Annotated in this window: 14 protein-coding genes; 9 read left to right on the top strand and 5 right to left on the bottom strand. The window is 58.9% G+C overall.

The features are described 5' to 3' along the window. Positions 1-24 precede the first annotated feature (24 nt). Positions 25-210 carry an AraC family transcriptional regulator gene (locus tag JOE09_RS04595; RefSeq protein WP_205064956.1) on the bottom strand — a complete coding sequence of 62 codons (186 nt, stop codon included), beginning with the start codon at positions 208-210 and terminating at the stop codon, positions 25-27. A gap of 5 nt (positions 211-215) precedes the next feature. Then, the gene (locus JOE09_RS04590; RefSeq protein WP_205064955.1) at positions 216-845 is read right to left on the bottom strand and encodes a YbhB/YbcL family Raf kinase inhibitor-like protein; all 630 of its coding nucleotides are present in this window, start codon (positions 843-845) and stop codon (positions 216-218) included. An 867-nt stretch (positions 846-1,712) separates the two neighbouring features. Between JOE09_RS04590 and nac the strand changes: the two genes are divergently transcribed. Both nac and cbl read left to right on the top strand, forming a co-directional pair. Then, complete coding sequence (gene nac / locus JOE09_RS04585; protein ID WP_105594829.1) at positions 1,713-2,630, top strand: nitrogen assimilation transcriptional regulator NAC; 918 nt, start codon at positions 1,713-1,715, stop codon at positions 2,628-2,630. A 144-nt stretch (positions 2,631-2,774) separates the two neighbouring features. Then, entirely contained in the window at positions 2,775-3,734 is a 960-nt protein-coding gene (cbl, locus tag JOE09_RS04580) for an HTH-type transcriptional regulator Cbl (RefSeq protein WP_200547918.1), read from the top strand. Positions 3,735-3,878: 144 nt separating this feature from the next. On the opposite strand, the gene JOE09_RS04575 is transcribed toward cbl, so the two are convergent. From JOE09_RS04575 to JOE09_RS04565, 3 genes are all read right to left on the bottom strand, one after another. After that, entirely contained in the window at positions 3,879-5,612 is a 1,734-nt protein-coding gene (locus JOE09_RS04575; protein WP_205065123.1) for an ATP-binding cassette domain-containing protein, read from the bottom strand. 309 nt (positions 5,613-5,921) lie between these two features. Next, a complete protein-coding gene (locus JOE09_RS04570; RefSeq protein WP_205064954.1) occupies positions 5,922-6,599 on the bottom strand; it encodes an SDR family oxidoreductase in 678 nt (225 codons plus the stop codon). Between the two features lie 181 nt (positions 6,600-6,780). Further along, on the bottom strand, positions 6,781-7,701 hold the full coding sequence (locus JOE09_RS04565; protein WP_205064953.1) for a LysR family transcriptional regulator: 921 nt from the start codon (positions 7,699-7,701) through the stop codon (positions 6,781-6,783). Positions 7,702-7,827: 126 nt separating this feature from the next. Here JOE09_RS04565 and JOE09_RS04560 point away from each other — a divergent pair, with 126 nt between their 5' ends. From JOE09_RS04560 to JOE09_RS04530, 7 genes are all read left to right on the top strand, one after another. Next, complete coding sequence (locus JOE09_RS04560; RefSeq protein ID WP_205064952.1) at positions 7,828-8,832, top strand: MFS transporter; 1,005 nt, start codon at positions 7,828-7,830, stop codon at positions 8,830-8,832. A 27-nt stretch (positions 8,833-8,859) separates the two neighbouring features. Continuing rightward, the gene (locus tag JOE09_RS04555; protein ID WP_205064951.1) at positions 8,860-9,183 is read left to right on the top strand and encodes an MFS transporter; all 324 of its coding nucleotides are present in this window, start codon (positions 8,860-8,862) and stop codon (positions 9,181-9,183) included. 123 nt (positions 9,184-9,306) lie between these two features. Continuing rightward, positions 9,307-10,764 (top strand): NAD-dependent succinate-semialdehyde dehydrogenase, encoded by a 1,458-nt coding sequence (locus JOE09_RS04550; RefSeq protein WP_205064950.1) that lies wholly within the window; start codon positions 9,307-9,309, stop codon positions 10,762-10,764. A gap of 389 nt (positions 10,765-11,153) precedes the next feature. Continuing rightward, on the top strand, positions 11,154-12,623 hold the full coding sequence (locus JOE09_RS04545) for an aldehyde dehydrogenase family protein (protein WP_205064949.1): 1,470 nt from the start codon (positions 11,154-11,156) through the stop codon (positions 12,621-12,623). A 39-nt stretch (positions 12,624-12,662) separates the two neighbouring features. Then, on the top strand, positions 12,663-13,331 hold the full coding sequence (locus JOE09_RS04540; protein WP_205064948.1) for a haloacid dehalogenase type II: 669 nt from the start codon (positions 12,663-12,665) through the stop codon (positions 13,329-13,331). Between the two features lie 19 nt (positions 13,332-13,350). Further along, positions 13,351-14,628 carry an NAD(P)/FAD-dependent oxidoreductase gene (locus JOE09_RS04535; RefSeq protein ID WP_205064947.1) on the top strand — a complete coding sequence of 426 codons (1,278 nt, stop codon included), beginning with the start codon at positions 13,351-13,353 and terminating at the stop codon, positions 14,626-14,628. A gap of 83 nt (positions 14,629-14,711) precedes the next feature. Then, positions 14,712-16,316, top strand: coding sequence for an ABC transporter substrate-binding protein (locus tag JOE09_RS04530; RefSeq protein ID WP_205064946.1), 1,605 nt, complete (start codon positions 14,712-14,714; stop codon positions 16,314-16,316). Positions 16,317-16,319: the final 3 nt, after the last annotated feature.

The raw sequence follows: 16,319 nt of genomic DNA, 5'->3' as shown, positions 1-16,319 counted from the left end.
CCCTTTCTTTTTCCATTTTAAAGATCACCTCAGCCGGGCGGGCGAAATGCCGAAGCGCGTTCTGAAGCGTGCCGAAAAGCGCGCGGCGGAAAGATAGCCGCTGGCATCGGCAATTTGCGTCAGCGGCCAGCTGGTAGTTTGCAGCACCGCCCCCGGCACACGTGCGGCAGGCCGCTCATGATGATCAAGGGAAGGGCGGTGCACCGTCATTGCCGTCAGCCTACCGTAGGGTTCAGGCTGTAAAGCCCGGTGATCTGCGCGCTGCCCAGCACATCGGCCGCCGCGATTGCCGCCAGGACGTTAGCGCCGTTCAGCTCACCCGCAACCTTCAGGGTGCTGTTCGCCAGTGCGTAGACGGTGAAGACATAGTGATGCATCAGCTCATCGTTCCACGGCGGGCAGGGGCCGTCGTAGCCGAAATACTGTCCGCTCATCTCCTTATCGCCGGCGAACCACGCGGTGTAATCATTCACGCCGTGGCGCAGGCTGTTCGGCGCTGCCGGGCCGGGCTTGCCGCGTGGGGTTATCGCATCGGACTGGCTTCCGGCTGCAATTTCGCTGACGGATGCCGGGATATCCAGCAGCAGCCAGTGGTAGAAATCGACGCGCGGCAGCGATGCCTCTACCACTTTACCTTCCTGGTTGACGTTATCGCCGACGGACGGAACGTCCGGGTCGTGGCAGACAATCACCAGGGATTGGGTGCCTTCAGGGAGATCCTGCCACGCCAGGTGCGGGTTACGGTTAGCGGAGAGGCGAATGTGATTTTCGCTGTCGGCTACGGCAAAGGCGAATTCACCGGGAATGAGCTGGCCGTCGGTAAAGCTGTCGCTGTGAAGTTTCATGAGTGCTCTCTGTGGTAAGCGGTTGATTGAGATGCCGTTCGGATGGCGATCATCATATCGATAGCGAGGAGTGAAAAACTTCCCAATCCGCTCAATATTATTTCTTATAGCGTCATTTTGATGGCTAGGGGAGTTTTTTTATGAGTTGAGGAGTTGAGGAGTTGAGGAGTTGCTGCATGTTTGGCGTCTGGCCTGTCGGTGCAGGGTGGGTTCGCGGACTCGGCGTGAACACGTCCGTGTGGCCTCGATTCGCGCATCCCTGCGCTCAACGGTCCGCGAACCCACCCCGCACCGATTGCCAGTAAACTCAGGGTGTCGCTGCCCTCAACAAGACGCAACCAAATCTCTTTCTGAAGGCGACCGTTTCGCAGCAAAGCGACACGAAAGCCTGAGAGGGAGACCGTGACGGGGAAGATAAGCCGGGTGTCTGCCGCAGGGAGGCGGCAGTCAAGCCCCCAGGGATGGGTCTACGGCGTCCCGGCGTTCAGCCCCGTCACGGTCGCCCATAACCGAAGCTATCAGCAGCGCCGTCCCTCTGTAATGGTCTACGTCCTCGATCCCTGAAGCTAAGCTTCTAATGCGAAACGTTCGCCTCTTCCCCAATCCGCACCTCACCAACGCATCACCTGCACCATCACCGTGCGCCCAAACCTTGCAAATAATCCCGCTGAAACGCCAATCCGAGGCAATACCCCTTAGTGGGTAATCAGATTCTCTTATTTTACCGCCTGTTAGGCGGTCAGTAATAAGCCACTCGATTGTTTGTCAATTTCTGGCACGTCAATTGCAAAGATATATCAGTCAGAGTGAAAACTTATTACAAACGCCAGCTCAAACTGGCACTCGGGGATACGAGACGGAGGCAAAATGAACTTAAGACGACTGAAATATTTCGTGAAAATCGTCGATATCGGCAGCCTGACCCAGGCCGCTGAAGTCCTGCATATTGCACAGCCAGCGCTCAGCCAGCAGGTTGCCACGCTGGAAAATGAACTCGACCAGCAGCTGCTGATCCGCACCAAGCGCGGCGTCACGCCGACCGAAGCGGGTAAGATCCTGTATTCCCACGCTCGCACCATTTTGCGCCAGTGCGAACAGGCGCAGCTGGCGGTGGTCAACGCCGGCCAGGTCCTCACCGGGCAGGTCTCTATTGGGCTGGCACCGGGCACGGCCGCCTCTTCGCTGACCATGCCGCTGCTGCAAACGGTACGCGAACAGTTTCCCGAAGTGCTGGTCTATCTGCACGAAAACAGCGGTTCTTCACTAAACGAAAAAGTGATGAATGGACAGCTTGACATGGCGGTACTTTATGACCGTTCCCCAACTGCCGGTATTACCAGCATCCCGCTGCTGAAAGAAGAATTATATCTGGTTGGCACCACCGCCTGCCCAGGCCAGCACGTCGACCTCGCCGCCGTTGCCGAAATGAATTTGTTCCTGCCACGCGACTACAGTGCCGTACGTAAACGTGTGGATGAAGCCTTCTCCCTGCGCCGCCTCAGTGCCCGAATTATCGGTGAAATTGAGTCCATCGCTACGCTGACCGCAGCAGTCTCCAGCGGGATGGGTGTTACCGTTCTACCGGAGTCCGCCGCACGTGCGCTGGTCACCTCGACTAACGCCTGGATGGCTCGGATCAGCAGCCCGACGCTGAATCTGCCTCTGTCGCTGAATGTTTCTTCTCGGCAGCCGCTGTCACCGTCAGCGCAGGCGGTAAAGAATATTTTACTGTCGCTGCTCAACAGACCGGTCGTTGAAGATCGCGAACTGATGCTGGTTGGTTAATCCCTCTGTGCCGGGCGCGCAGCCGCGCGCCTCACTTCTGCCTTATCGCTAAAAAGCATATAAAACCTCTTTTTATTATTTGTTGCTATCAATTTGCATCCTTAACATGAAGGAAACCAGCAAATAACAGAGGGAGGAAAGCGCGTGAATTTTCAGCAACTTAAAATCATTAAGGAAGCGGCACGCTGCGAGTTTAATCTCACCGAAGTGGCTAACGCGCTGTTCACCTCTCAGTCAGGAGTCAGCCGCCATATTCGCGATTTGGAAGATGAACTGGGGGTAGAGATTTTTATCCGCCGGGGTAAACGCCTGCTGGGGATGACCGAACCCGGTAAAGCGCTGTTGACCATCGCCGAGCGCATTCTTGATGAGGCAGGCAAAGTCCGCCGTCTTGCGGACGTGTTTACCAACGAATCCAGCGGCGTTCTGACTATCGCCACTACCCATACTCAGGCACGCTACAGCCTGCCGAAAGTGATTAAGGCGTTTCGCGCACTCTATCCGCACGTGCGGCTGGAGCTGAATCAGGGATCGCCACAGGAGATTGCTTCCATGCTGGTCGCCGGCGAGGCCGATATCGGCATCGCCAGTGAGCAGGTGGTAAATAACCCGGCGCTGGCGGCGTTCCCGTGGTTCAGCTGGCACCATGCGCTGCTGGTGCCAAAAGGCCACGAGCTGATCCAGCAGCAGCCGCTGACGCTGGCGACCCTCAGCCGCTATCCGCTGATCACTTATCGGCAGGGGATCACTGGACGCTCGCGGGTGGATCGCGCATTCCATGCCGCCAGCCTGAAACCGGATATCGTCCTTAGCGCCCAGGACTCCGACGTAGTGAAAACCTACGTTGAGCTGGGACTGGGGGTGGGCATCCTGGCCGACCAGGCCTGCCAGTTGGATGAAAATTCGGATCTGGTTCGCCTTGAGGCGCGCCATCTGTTCGAGTCCAACACCGTCTGGCTGGGCCTGAAGCGCGGGCAGCTGCAGCGTAACTACGTCTGGCAGTTCCTGGAGCTGTGCAACGCGAATCTCTCTCTGGAAGAGATCAAGCGCCAGGCGCTGGCACTGAGCAACGAAGAAGAACCGGCTATCGACTTCCAGATCTGACCGCCGCCGTTTCAGCGGCACGGATCGCCCAAAGAGCATCGCGCAGCCACTTGTGTGCGCGATCGCCCTCCAGGCGTCGATGCCAGAACGGACGATCGCCCCCCATCCGCGAATACCAGAGCAGGGCAACCGCCAGCTCAACCGCTAATCCAACCCCAGAAGAGCATTCAGTTCGGCGATTTGCCGTTGCCACTGCTGCTGTAACTCCGGTTTCTGATGTCTGGGCCTGCGCGCCCGATCTTCTGCCAGTTTACTTTCCAGCTCCAGAAGCGCCGTCAGCCAGTGTTCCTCTTCGTTCGTTGCAATGACGGCCGCGGCCTCCGGTGTTTTTTCTGGTATTGCAGAATCCGGCACCGGCGTATCGGCCAGCAGGGCGTAAACCGGCGCCAGACTGTGCCACTCCGCCAGCCGCTGCTGATGAATAAGCCAGTATCGGTTGCAGCTCTGCTCAATCAGCATCCGGTCGTGAGAAACCAGCAGTACCGCGCCGCTAAAGGTTTTTAACGTTTCCGCCAGCTCTTCTTTCCCTTCCATATCCAGATGGTTGGTCGGCTCATCCAGCAGCAGCAGCGAGTAGTTTGCCAGCGTCAGCCCGATAAACAGCAGCCTCGAACGCTCGCCGCCGCTCAGCGTGCTGACTTTTTGCTGATGGCGAAGATACGGAAAACAGGCACCGATCAGCGCCATTTTCCGCTGCTCTTCGGTTAGCGGCGCAAAGTTTGCCAGCGCATCCGACAGCGTGTCTTCATCCTGTAGCTGTTGCAGGCTCTGGTCGTAATACCCCGTACGCACTTTGGGATGGAAAATCACCCCATCACTCGCGGTTTCCATTCGGCAATATGCCTGCCACAGAAGTTGTAGCAGCGAGGATTTTCCGCAGCCGTTACGGCCCACCAGCGCAATACGGTCACCGCTTTTCACCCGAAGCTCACCGACTTCAAACAGCACCGGCGCGCCCGGCGCAGGCCGCACCTGAAAGCCAGAAAATGCCAGCACGCGATCCGCCGGTAGGGCTTCACCGCGAAGCCGCAGCTGCCACTGACTGCCTGCGGTGACATCGGTTTGCTCTTCCTTCATCCGGTCGACCTGTTTTTCCATTTGTTTGGCTTTACGCGCCAGGCCTTCGTTGTCGTAAACGCTGCCCCAGATGGCCAGCCGTTTGGCGCTTCTGGTTACGCGGTCTATCTCCTTCTGCTCGGATTGACGGCGCAGTGCGTCTGCCGCATCTTTCTCCGCCAGCGCCCGGCGCGCCTGGGAGCAGGGGAGACGGATAAATTGCAGCCGGTTGTCACGCAGAATCCATGTACAGTTGGTGACGCTGTCCAGCAGGCTGCGATCGTGGGAAACCAGGACAAAACTGCCGTTCCAGTTTTGCAGAAACTGCTCAAGCCACAGCAGGGTGGGCAGGTCCAGATGGTTGCTCGGCTCATCCAGCAGCAGTAAATCCGGCTGACGGATCAGCGCACGCGCCAGCATCAGCCGCGTATGCTGCCCTCCGCTGAGCGTTCCGGCGGTCAGCGCCCAGCTATGTTCCTCAAAGCCCAGCGTCGCCAGCAGCACTTCGGCCTGCCAGCGTTCCGGCTGATGCAGGCTGCCGGGTAAATGGTTCTGTACCGCATCGATCAGCGTCGCATCGTGCAATGCCGCAGGAAGATGCTGTTCTACCGTTGCCATAATGCAGTGGTTTGCCAGTGTGATCGTACCGGACAGGGCCGGCAGTTCTCCGTTAAGGATTTTCAGCAGGGTACTTTTTCCGCAGCCGTTATGGCCAATCAGCCCGATGCGGTCGCCTTTCTTCAGGCCGAACGAAATCTCGGTCAGCAAAGGTCCGAAGGCGTTATCGAAGAATAAGGATTGTGCAGATAATAATGTCATGATGCTTACTCAAGTTTTACAGGCAAAAAGATGCCTTTCGTCAATAAAGCCGACGATAACCGGTAAGCCGGAGGGAAGTTCTCAGATTGTCAATCAGCTTCGCTCAAGCTGGTTATCGCAGCACGATACCGGTAACGCTTGAGCGGTGACGATCGCTAAGGACGAGTGAAATTAAAAAAACTTCACGGGTCAGCATGGCAATCCTCCTTATGTAGTCTGTGGGTGAATGAGTGGGCTGATTATATTGGGGATTTCCGAATTGTGCCACTGTCGAAAATCCCCGCAGAGGGCCAGTGGGGCGGCAGCGAAAATTTACCAGCGCAGTTTACGGCCGGAATATTCCACAAAATGGTGGCCGCCTTTGCCACGGTAAGCGTCAAACTGGTCGACAATCCCGGTGGCGCTTTCTTCTACGGTCAGCGTGGCATTTTCGCCGCCCATATCGGTTTTCACCCAACCCGGATGAATGGACAACAGCGTCAGCTCCTGCTTCTCCGTCGCTTCCTGCAACCCGCGAGTCAGCATATTCAGCGCGGCTTTACTGGCGGAGTAGAGCGGATAGGTGGCGATCTCATTCTCGTTGAGGCTGGAAAGCTCAGAGGTCATCAGCGCCAGCACGCCGGTGCGGTGATTCAGCAGCGGGATAAATTCAGCCGCGGTGCGAACGGGAGAAATAGCATTGGTTAACAGCAGCTGGATAATCTCTTCATCGCTCGCCTGATGAATGTTCTGATGGTCGGGGCCAAACACGCCCGCATTGATAAATATCAGATCAAAATGATGGGCGGAAAGCGTGTTTTTGACCGCCTCCCGGGCTGCGGATTGATTGATATCCAGTGTGACCCATTCCACCGCCGCGGGGCTTTTTTCCGGCACTGCCGCCCGCGTTGTTGCCGTCACCTGCCAGCCACGCTTTGCCAGTACCTCTACCACACCCAAACCGATGCCGCGTGAAGCGCCGACGATCAATGCTTTTTTAGAGTCAGTCATATTCATCCTTTTATTTAATGCATTAACGTTAAGTTATCGCGTTGATTGCGTTCGAACGTGCGTTTGAGTATGGGTCAGCCTGCCGCAGGCAACAATGGACAGGTGTGCGATCTGCCCTGTTGGCGAGGTTTATTGTGAAGGTGCTGCGATCGCGCATTCCATGACGCCAGCCTGAAGCAGGCTATCGAGGTCCGGAACCGATCGTAACGTCTTCGGCATGACACACTTCCCGCAGGCAGTCGCGCAGCCAGGCGTGTGCGCGATCGCCATCCATTCGCGGATGCCAGATCATCGATATTTTCATGGTCAGCGGCGTAAGTGGAAGCGGCAGGGTGACAGTGCCCTGGCGTAGATTCTGCGTATAACGAGAAGGCACGGTGGCAATCAAATCCGATCCCCGCGCCAGCGCAATCGCGGCGGAAAAACCGTCAACAATCGCGATAATATCCCGTTCAAGGCCCAGCGCTGCCAGCGCCTCATCCGCTCTGCCTTTCAGCTCACCGCTGCGCCCGGTCAAAATATGTTCCCCTGCGGCATAGCGCGCCACGGTCAGCGGAACGTTCGCCAGCGGATGGCCTTCCCGCAACACCGCAATCAGCCGATCTTCAAACAGCAGACGGGTACGCAGTTCCGGCCCGGCTTCGGCGTCTACTACGCCAGTGACCAGATCGACGCTGCCGTCGCGCAGCGTCTGGCTGCTGCGGGTCAGCTTGGGCACAAAGCGCAGCCGCACCCCGGGAGCTTCCCGGCGTACGCGGGCAACCAGCGCCGGGCCAAAGTTTTCCACAAAGCCATCACGGGTTTGCAGGGTGAAAATGCGATCCAACGTCGCCAGATCCAGCGCCGCCGCCGGGCGCAGCGCCGCTTCCGCCTCATCGACCAGGCGGGCAATATGCTGGTTTAGCTCCAGCGCGCGCGGCGTTGGCACCAGCCCGCGTCCGGCGCGCACCAGCAGCGGATCGCCGGTCACCTGCCGCAGACGTGCCAGCGAGCGGCTCATGGCGGAGGGGCTGAGCTGCAAGCGGCGTGCGGCGGCTGCCACGCTGCCTTCGCTGAGCAGCGCATTAAGGGTAAAGAGGAGGTTCAGATCGGGTTTGCTCATACGCTGATGTTAGCACAGCGCAACGATGAGATGGCGTTACATGCACGAATAACCTGCAATTCGTGCATCTTCCGCCTTATCAGCAACGGGCTTAGGCTGCGGGTAAATCAATATGGAGAGGTATCCATGAGCCAGACCTGTTATCAATCTTCACCTTATTCCTCCGCCGCGCTCTGCGCGCTGGCGCTGACCACCATGCTCTCCTCTATGAGCAGCAGCATCGCCAACATCGGTCTACCCGCGCTTGCGGCATTTTTTCACGCCTCGTTTTCCCAGGTCCAGTGGGTGGTACTGACGTACCTGCTGGCGGTGACCGGTTCGGTGCTGGCAATGGGCTGGCTGAGCGATCGCTTTGGCCGCCAGCGACTGCTGGCCGCAGGCGTGCTGCTGTTCACTTTAGCTTCGCTGGCCTGCGGGCTGGCCGGTCACCTCGGCTGGCTGATTGCCGCAAGGCTGATTCAGGGGCTGGGGGGCGCAATCATGCTGGTGAACAGCCTCGCGCTGGTGGTGCAGGTGGTTCCGGCCGATCGCAGCGGGCGGGCAATGGGCGTGATGGGATCGCTGTCGGCGCTCGGCACCGCGATGGGACCGGCGTTTGGCGGCGTGCTGGTGGCGGCGTTTGGCTGGCGGGCGCTGTTTTTGATTAATCTGCTGCCCGGCTTGCTGCTGTGGTTGCTGATCCGGCACAGTCTGCTGTCGCCGAGGGGGGCCGCCTCTGACAAGGCAAGCGAAACCGCAGCAGTCACCACCGCGAAAGCCGGAAATCCGGCATCAATAATGCCAGCAGACACGGCAGCCATCGATCGTTCAGGCGCAACGGCTGAGGCAGACGTCATGCCGCCTTCACCGTCAACAGCGGGGAGTAAGCTGAATCAGCTGCTGCGCCAGCGAGCGCTGATTGCCGGGCTGCTGCTCAGCCTGGTGGTGGCGGCGGTGATGATGACCACGATGGTGGTTGGGCCGTTTTATCTTGCCGCTGGCCTGCATCTCAGCACGCGTCAGAGCGGTATGCTGATGGCACTGGGTCCGCTGGTTGCCGTAGCCACGGGGCTGCCCGCCGGGCAGCTGGTGGATCGCATTGGTTCGCCCCGAGCCACCGCGTGTAGCCTGCTGGCGGTGGCGGCCGGATGAGGGCTGCTGACCGAACTGCCGCAGGCGATGGGCCGCAGCGGCTATGCCATTGGACTGATGCTGCTGACGGCAGGTTATGCGTTATTTCAGGCCGCCAACAATACCGCATTGCTGAAAGGGGCCGATCCGGCGCGACGCGGGCGGGTTTCCGGCATGCTGAATCTGAGCCGCAATCTGGGATTCATCGCTGGTGCGGGGCTGATGGCGACAGTTTATGCCACGGCGGGGCGGGATCTTCCCGCTGTGGATGCGGCTTCGCGCGGGCTGAGCGTCACTTTTGGTCTGGCCGCCGGGATGGTATTGCTGGCGCTGATTGTCGCCCGGCCATGGCGAAATTCTCCCACGGCATAAAATTTCGTTTCGCCATCGAAAACCCTTTTCCGGGCGTATCCCTGCACCGCATAGCGCAGCATACATTGCTCGCTCTCCGCTACATTGGATAACAGAGGATCGATAACCTATTCAGGAGTTGCCATGTTTGCATCACGTTTACGGGACGCCACCCTGCTGCGCCAGCAGGCCTTTTATGCCGGAGCCTGGCAGGGCGCGATTAATGGTGAAACGCTGCCGGTGATTAACCCGTCCAGCGGCGAAGTGCTCTGTACCATCCCTGCACTGGGTGCCGAAGAGACTCAGCGGGCGATTGATTATGCCGAAGCGGCACGCAAAAGCTGGGGTAAAACCACCAATGCTTCCCGCGCGCTGCTGCTGGAGAAATGGCATCAGCTGATCCTCGATAACGCTGACGATCTGGCGGTGATCATGACCGCTGAACAGGGCAAGCCGCTGGCGGAAGCCAAAGGCGAAGTGCTCTACGGTGCCGGTTTCGTCAAGTGGTTTGCCGAAGAGGCGCGCCGCATCTATGGCGATACCATCCCCGCGCCGAGCGAAGATCGCCGTATTCTGGTGCTGAAGCAGCCGGTAGGCGTCGCGGCGGCCATCACGCCGTGGAACTTCCCGATTGCGATGATCACCCGTAAAGTCGCACCGGCACTGGCGGCGGGCTGCCCGATTATCGTCAAGCCTTCCGAACTGACGCCGCTGTCGGCGCTGGCGCTGGTTGAGCTGGCCCAGCGGGCCGGTATTCCGGCAGGCGTGCTGCAGGTGGTGACCGGCCTGCCGAAAGAGATCGGCGAAACGCTGACCGGCAGCCGCACGGTGCGGAAAATCTCCTTCACCGGGTCCACCCGCGTGGGCCAGCTGCTGATGCAGCAGAGCGCCGACAGCATCAAGCGCCTGAGCCTGGAGCTGGGCGGCAACGCGCCGCTCATCGTCTTTGACGATGCCGACCTCGATATCGCCATCAGCGGTATTATGATCAGCAAGTTCCGCAACGCCGGTCAGACCTGCGTCTGTGCCAACCGCATTCTGGTACAGCGCGGCATCTACCCGAAAGTGGTGGAGCGTCTGCTGGCCGAGGTGGCGAAGCTGAAGGTCGGGGACGGCTTCGCCGACGGTAGCACCATCGGTCCACTGATCAACGCGGCGGCGGTAGCAAAAGTGAATGCCCATATCTCCGATGCCGAACAGCTTGGTGCGACGGTGCTGACCGGCGGCGTCAGCATCGGCGATGGCACCTTTGTTGCGCCAACGGTTCTGGGTGACGTCACCACGCAAATGCGTATTGCCCACGAGGAAACCTTTGGGCCGGTGGCGCCGCTGTTTATTTTTGATACGGAAGAGGAAGCGATTAATATGGCGAACGATACGCCATTTGGTCTGGGTGCTTACTTCTTCACCGAAAATATACGCCGCGCGTGGCGAGTCGGCGAAGCGCTGGAATTCGGAATGGTCGGATTTAATACAGGTTCCGTCTCGCTTGAGGTTGCGCCGTTTGGCGGCATTAAACTCTCGGGAATAGGCCGCGAAGGCTCCCGTTACGGTATTGAAGAATATCTGGAATCCAAGGCGTTCCATTTCGGCAGCTTGTAAATACTTTTTTTTAAATTCTTCGACGAAGCCCGCACCCCAAAATGGTGCGGGCTTTTTTATTTGTGATGGCTATCACTTAATCAAAATCAATATTGTCTCTGCTCTTCTCTGGTGCAGTTTTAGTACCAGAATCACCATCATGGTGCGTTCATTTTGTGATGAAAATCATCTATTTAAATAGTCGGTTTAACTGTAAAAAATACCCCGCTATTACGGCACAAAATTTTTTTGACGTCTGTTTTACGCATTTTTATTTTTTAGCTGACTGGCATACTTTCTGCATTACTTAATACAAAGGCGAATAACCAAAGCCGAAAACATTGTTAGTCAGCCAGCCAGATAAGGCGCCGATAAATAATCTTCCGGCCCGATCTGAATAAGGATTCAACATGCTAAGTTTTGACCCGGAAAAAATAGCATTACCCGCAGGGCACTACATTAACGGCCAGCATCAGGCCGGAGAAGGCAGTGCGCTGCTGGTGAATCGTCCTTCCGACGGCCTGCCTGCCGGGCAGCTGTATGAAGCTGACGCGCAGAAGGTGGATGAAGCGGTCAGCATTGCGGATCGCTCGGTGCGCGAAAGCGGCTGGGCCAGCTGCCCGCCGCGCCAGCGCGGTGCGGTACTGCGGCGCTGGGCCGACCTGATCGCCAGCGACACCCAGCTGGCGCAGCTGGAATCGCTGGGATCGACCCGCCCGATCAGCGACGTGATTAACCATGAAATCCCGTTTACCGCCGAAGCCATTCGCTTCTATGCCGAATGTGCCGATAAATACAGCGGCGACGTGTTGCCAACCCGCGATGCCAGCCTCGGCATGCTGGTGCCGGAACCTTACGGCGTGATCGGCGCAATCACCCCGTGGAACTTCCCGCTGTCAATGGCATCCTGGAAATGCGGCCCGGCGCTGGCAGCAGGAAATGCCGTGGTGCTGAAGCCGTCCGAGCTGACGCCGTTCTCTACCGTGCGTATGGCCGAGCTGGCCGTGCAGGCGGGCCTGCCCGCCGGTGTGCTGAATATCGTGCAGGGCGGCGGTGCTGTCACTGGCAGCGCGCTGGTCGCCCACCCGCTGGTGCGCAAAATCTCCTTTACCGGTTCTACCGCCACCGGGGCGCGCATTATGAGCGACGCTGCGTTTAACGGCATGAAGCCGGTGACCCTCGAGCTGGGCGGCAAAAGCCCGCAGCTGGTGTTTGACGACGCGGGCGATATTGATGAAGTCGCCGGACGTATTCTGCGCGGCTTTACCGCCAACGGCGGCCAGGCCTGCGTGGCCGGTACACGGCTTATCGTCCAGCGCGGCATCGCCGATGCGCTGGTCAGCAAACTGATCGAACTGTGCCAGTGCTTCCGTCCCGGCGTGACCTGGGATGAGAACAGCCGCTACGCGCCGATGATTGATGCCCGCCAGGCGGCGAAGGTGGCCTCGGTGGTCAACAGCGCGCGCCAGCAGGGTGCCGAAGTTCTGGTCGGCGGTGAACGCTTTGCCGACACCGGCGAAGGCTACTTCTGGCAGCCTACGCTGCTCAGCACCGTCAGCAACGATAACCCGGCGGTACAGGAAGAGATCTTCGGGCCGGTGCTGACCGTGCAGATCTTCGACGACGAAGCCGAAGGCCTGGCGCTGGCATCACATCCGACCTACGGACTGTGCGCCGGAGTACATACCAAAAATATTGACCGCGCCCTGCGCGCGATGCGCGGAATCGCCGCCGGTACGGTGTGGATCAACCGCTACGGTCGCTCCGGCGACTTCATTATCCCAACCGGTGGCTTCCACGGCTCCGGCATTGGCAAGGATTTAGGTCGCCAGGCGTTTGAAGCCTGCCAGCGCTACAAAAGCGTGCTGATCGACTTCTGAAACCCTTAACTCAACACCGAACTCTGAAGAGGTAGCGTAATGGCTGTGTTCAAACCGAAATTTATCACCTTCGACTGCTACGGCACGCTGATCAACTTCGATATGGCCGGTGCAGCTGCCGCCATCTTCGCGGATCGCATCAGCCCCGAGCGGATGAGGGCGTTCACCGACGACTTCTCATCCTACCGTCAGGATGAAGTGCTCGGCGCGTTTAAGCTCTATCCGCTGGTGGTGGCAAACGCGCTATTCCGCACCGCCAACAAGTGGGGCGTGGAATGCACGCAGGCCGACTGCGATGCGGTGATGAAAGCCTGTGCCACCTGGGGCCCGCATCCGGATGTGCCGGCCGGCCTCGCGAAAGTCGCGGAAGAATTCCCGCTGGTGCTGCTGACCAACTCCACCGATGAACTGATTAAAAACCATATCCCACGCCTGGGTGCGCCAATCCATATGACCATCACGGCGGAAGAAGTGGGGGCCTACAAGCCGCAGATGAAAGGCTTTGAGTACATGCTCAACAAGCTGAACTGCGGACCGGAAGAGATCCTGCACGTCTCCAGCAGCCTGCGCTATGACCTGATGACCGCGTATGACCTGGGCATTAAAAACAAAGTGTTCGTTAACCGCGGGCACGGACCGGCCAACCCGGCCTATGAATACACCGAAATCAGCGATATTGGCGGTCTTCCGGGCGTTGTAGGGCTGTAAGAGCACAGAGGAACAGGCGATGAAACTGGAATCATTCTGGCAGGCAACGGCACCCGAGTTTACCGGTGCTGCTACCGGCGATTTACCGGCCACGGCCGATGTGGTGGTGATTGGCGGCGGCTTTACCGGCATCTCCGCCGCGCTGAATCTGGCGCGCAGCGGCGTCAACGTCGTGGTGCTGGAAGCGGGGCAGGTGATGAGCCAGGCTTCGGGCCGCAACGGCGGCCACTGCAATACCGGCGTGGCGCAGAACTTTTCTGCGCTGGTGGCAAGCCAGGGCGTTGAGCAGGCGACCCGCTACTATCGCGCCTTTGCTGACGCGGTGGACTACGTGCAGCGCGTGGTGGCCGATGAGCAGATCGACTGTGACTTCCGCCGCTGCGGCAAGCTGAAGCTGGCCAGCAAAGCGTCGCATCTGCCGTCGCTGGTGGCCGCCTGCGAGATGATGAAGCGCCATGTTGACCCGGATGTGGAAATTCTCAGCCGCGAGGATGTGCGGCGTGAAATTGATTCACCCGATTTTCACGGTGGCCTGCTGCAGCAGCACGGCGGCCAGATGCATATGGGTAAATTTGGCGTCGGGCTGGCGGAAGCCGCCGCGCGCGCCGGGGCAGCCATCTATCCGCACACCGCGGTGACCGGACTGACCCGACTTAACGGTTATCGCCACCGTGTCAGTACCGCGAAGGGCGACATTGTGGCGGAAAAAGTGCTGATGGCGACCGGTTGTTCCAACATCGGTCCGTTTGAGTGGTTCCAGCGCCGCATTATTCCGGTGGGCAGTTTCGTCGTGGTAACTGCCCCACTGGAAGAACGCGTGCTGAACCGCCTGCTGCCGGGCGATCGCACCTATGTGACCTCGCTCAATATCGGTAACTACATGCGCACCACCGCCGACCGTCGTCTGGTGTTTGGTGGCCGCGCACGCTTCGCCATCAGCAGCCCGACCTCCGATGCGCGCAGCGGCGATGTACTGAAGGCCGGTATGCAAAAAATGTTTCCTTCCCTCGGTCATGTGCCGATCGACTACTGCTGGGGCGGGCTGGTGGATATGACCGCCGACCGCCTGCCGCACGCGGGGGAGCACGAAGGGGTGTTCTACTCGCTGGGCTACAGCGGTCACGGTACGCAGATGTCGGTGTGGATGGGGCGGGTGATGGCCGACCTGGTAGCAGAAAAGGCCAACAACAATCCGTGGCAGCGCAGCAGCTGGCCCGCGGTTCCCGGCTACTTTGGGAAACCGTGGTTCCTGCCGGTAGCGGGCCTGTATTACAAGGCTAAGGATCGGCTCTCCTGATCACCGTCCGCTTCGGGCCGCGCAGCGCCGCCGCCCGAAATAGACAGGTTATCGTAGATTAACAACGCTTTAGGGGTGTACTGATGAGTAAATTTCGTAAAGAATTTAGCCGTGCTAACCCGTCCTTAACCCAGGCCATTACGGATGTGTCAATCTCTCGCCGCAGCATGATGAAACTGCTGTCGGCGGGTGCGGTGATGAGCACCGGCCTGATTGGCTTCCCGGAGTTCAGCTATGCGGCAGAAACCCCGGTACTGGGCGGCAAGCTGCGTGCAGCGGTGGCCAACGCCTCGGCCAGCGACACGCTTGATCCGGCCAAAGGCAGCAACAGCGGCGACTACTGCCGTCTGTTTATGTTCTACAGCGGCCTGACCGAACTGGATAAAGACCTGAAGGCGCAGCCTGCGCTGGCGGAAAGCATTGAAAGCAGCGACGGCCTGACCTGGCAGATAAAACTGCGTCAGGGCGTGACCTTCCACAACGGCAAGGCGCTGACCGCAGAAGACGTGATTTACTCCCTGAGCCGTCATAAAGATCCGGCGGTGGCGTCAACGGCCATCACCCTGGCCGGACAGATGAAAGAATTCAAAGCGGTCAGCCCGTCTGAAGTGCAGATCGTGCTGGAACAGGCCAACTTCGACCTGCCGTCAATTCTGGCGACCAGCTCCTTCCTGATCGTACCGGACGGCACCAAAGACTTTACTAAAGCCATCGGCACCGGTCCGTTCACCCTGAAAGAGTTCCAGCCGGGCGTGCGCACCGTCGGCAGCAAAAACAAAAATTACTACAAGCCGGGCCTGCCGCGCCTGGACGAAGTGGAGCTGATGGGCGTGACCGATCCGGCCGCGCGCGTGAATGCCCTGATGTCCGGCGATCTGCAAATGGTGTCGACCCTGTCGGCCAACGACGTGAAGCGCCTGAAGCAGAACGGCAAGTTCAACGTGCTGGAAAGTAAATCCGGCATGTACAGCGACCTGATCATCCGCACCGATACCACGCCGGGCAATAACGCCGACTTCGTGCTGGCGATGAAGTATCTACAGCCGCGCGAAATGATCGTCAAAACCGTGCTGCAGGGCTTCGGCGATATCGGTAACGATACTCCGGTTCCGCCGTGGCATCCGATGTACAACAAGGAGCTGCCGCAGCGCCCGCTGGATATCGACAAGGCGAAGTTCCACCTGAAAAAAGCCAACATGGTCGGTGCGAAAGTGGAAATTATCACCACGCCGAACATCGAAGGAGCCGTTGAGGGTGGCCAGTTGATCCAGCAGATTGCCCGCTCGGCCGGTCTGAACGTCTCCGTGCGTCGCGTGCCGTATGACGGCTACTGGTCATCACACTGGATGAAAGATCCGGTGGGTTACGGCTCAGTCAACCCGCGCCCGACGCTGGATATGCTGTTCTCCCAATTCTACCTCTCGTCCGCGCCGTGGAACGAGTCCGGCTGGAAAAACGAGCAGTTCGACCAGCTGGTGGCCGCCGCCCGTGGCGAAAGCGACCAGGGCAAACGCAAGCAGATGTATGGCGACATGCAGAAGCTGGTGTATGACGGATGCGGCACGCTGATCCCGGCCTTTATCAGTTCGATGGACGGCTGTAGTAACAAAGTGAAAGGGGTTGAGGCCTGGCCGTCAGGAATGATGATGGGCTATCGCTTCCACGAGTTTGCCTGGCTCGCTTCCTGATAA

The organism is Pantoea coffeiphila, from assembly GCF_016909495.1.
GTDB classification, from domain to species: Bacteria; Pseudomonadota; Gammaproteobacteria; order Enterobacterales; family Enterobacteriaceae; genus Erwinia; species Erwinia coffeiphila.
The sequence above is the reverse complement of the archived record's forward strand: the minus strand, read 5'-3'. Positions and strand labels throughout refer to the sequence as shown.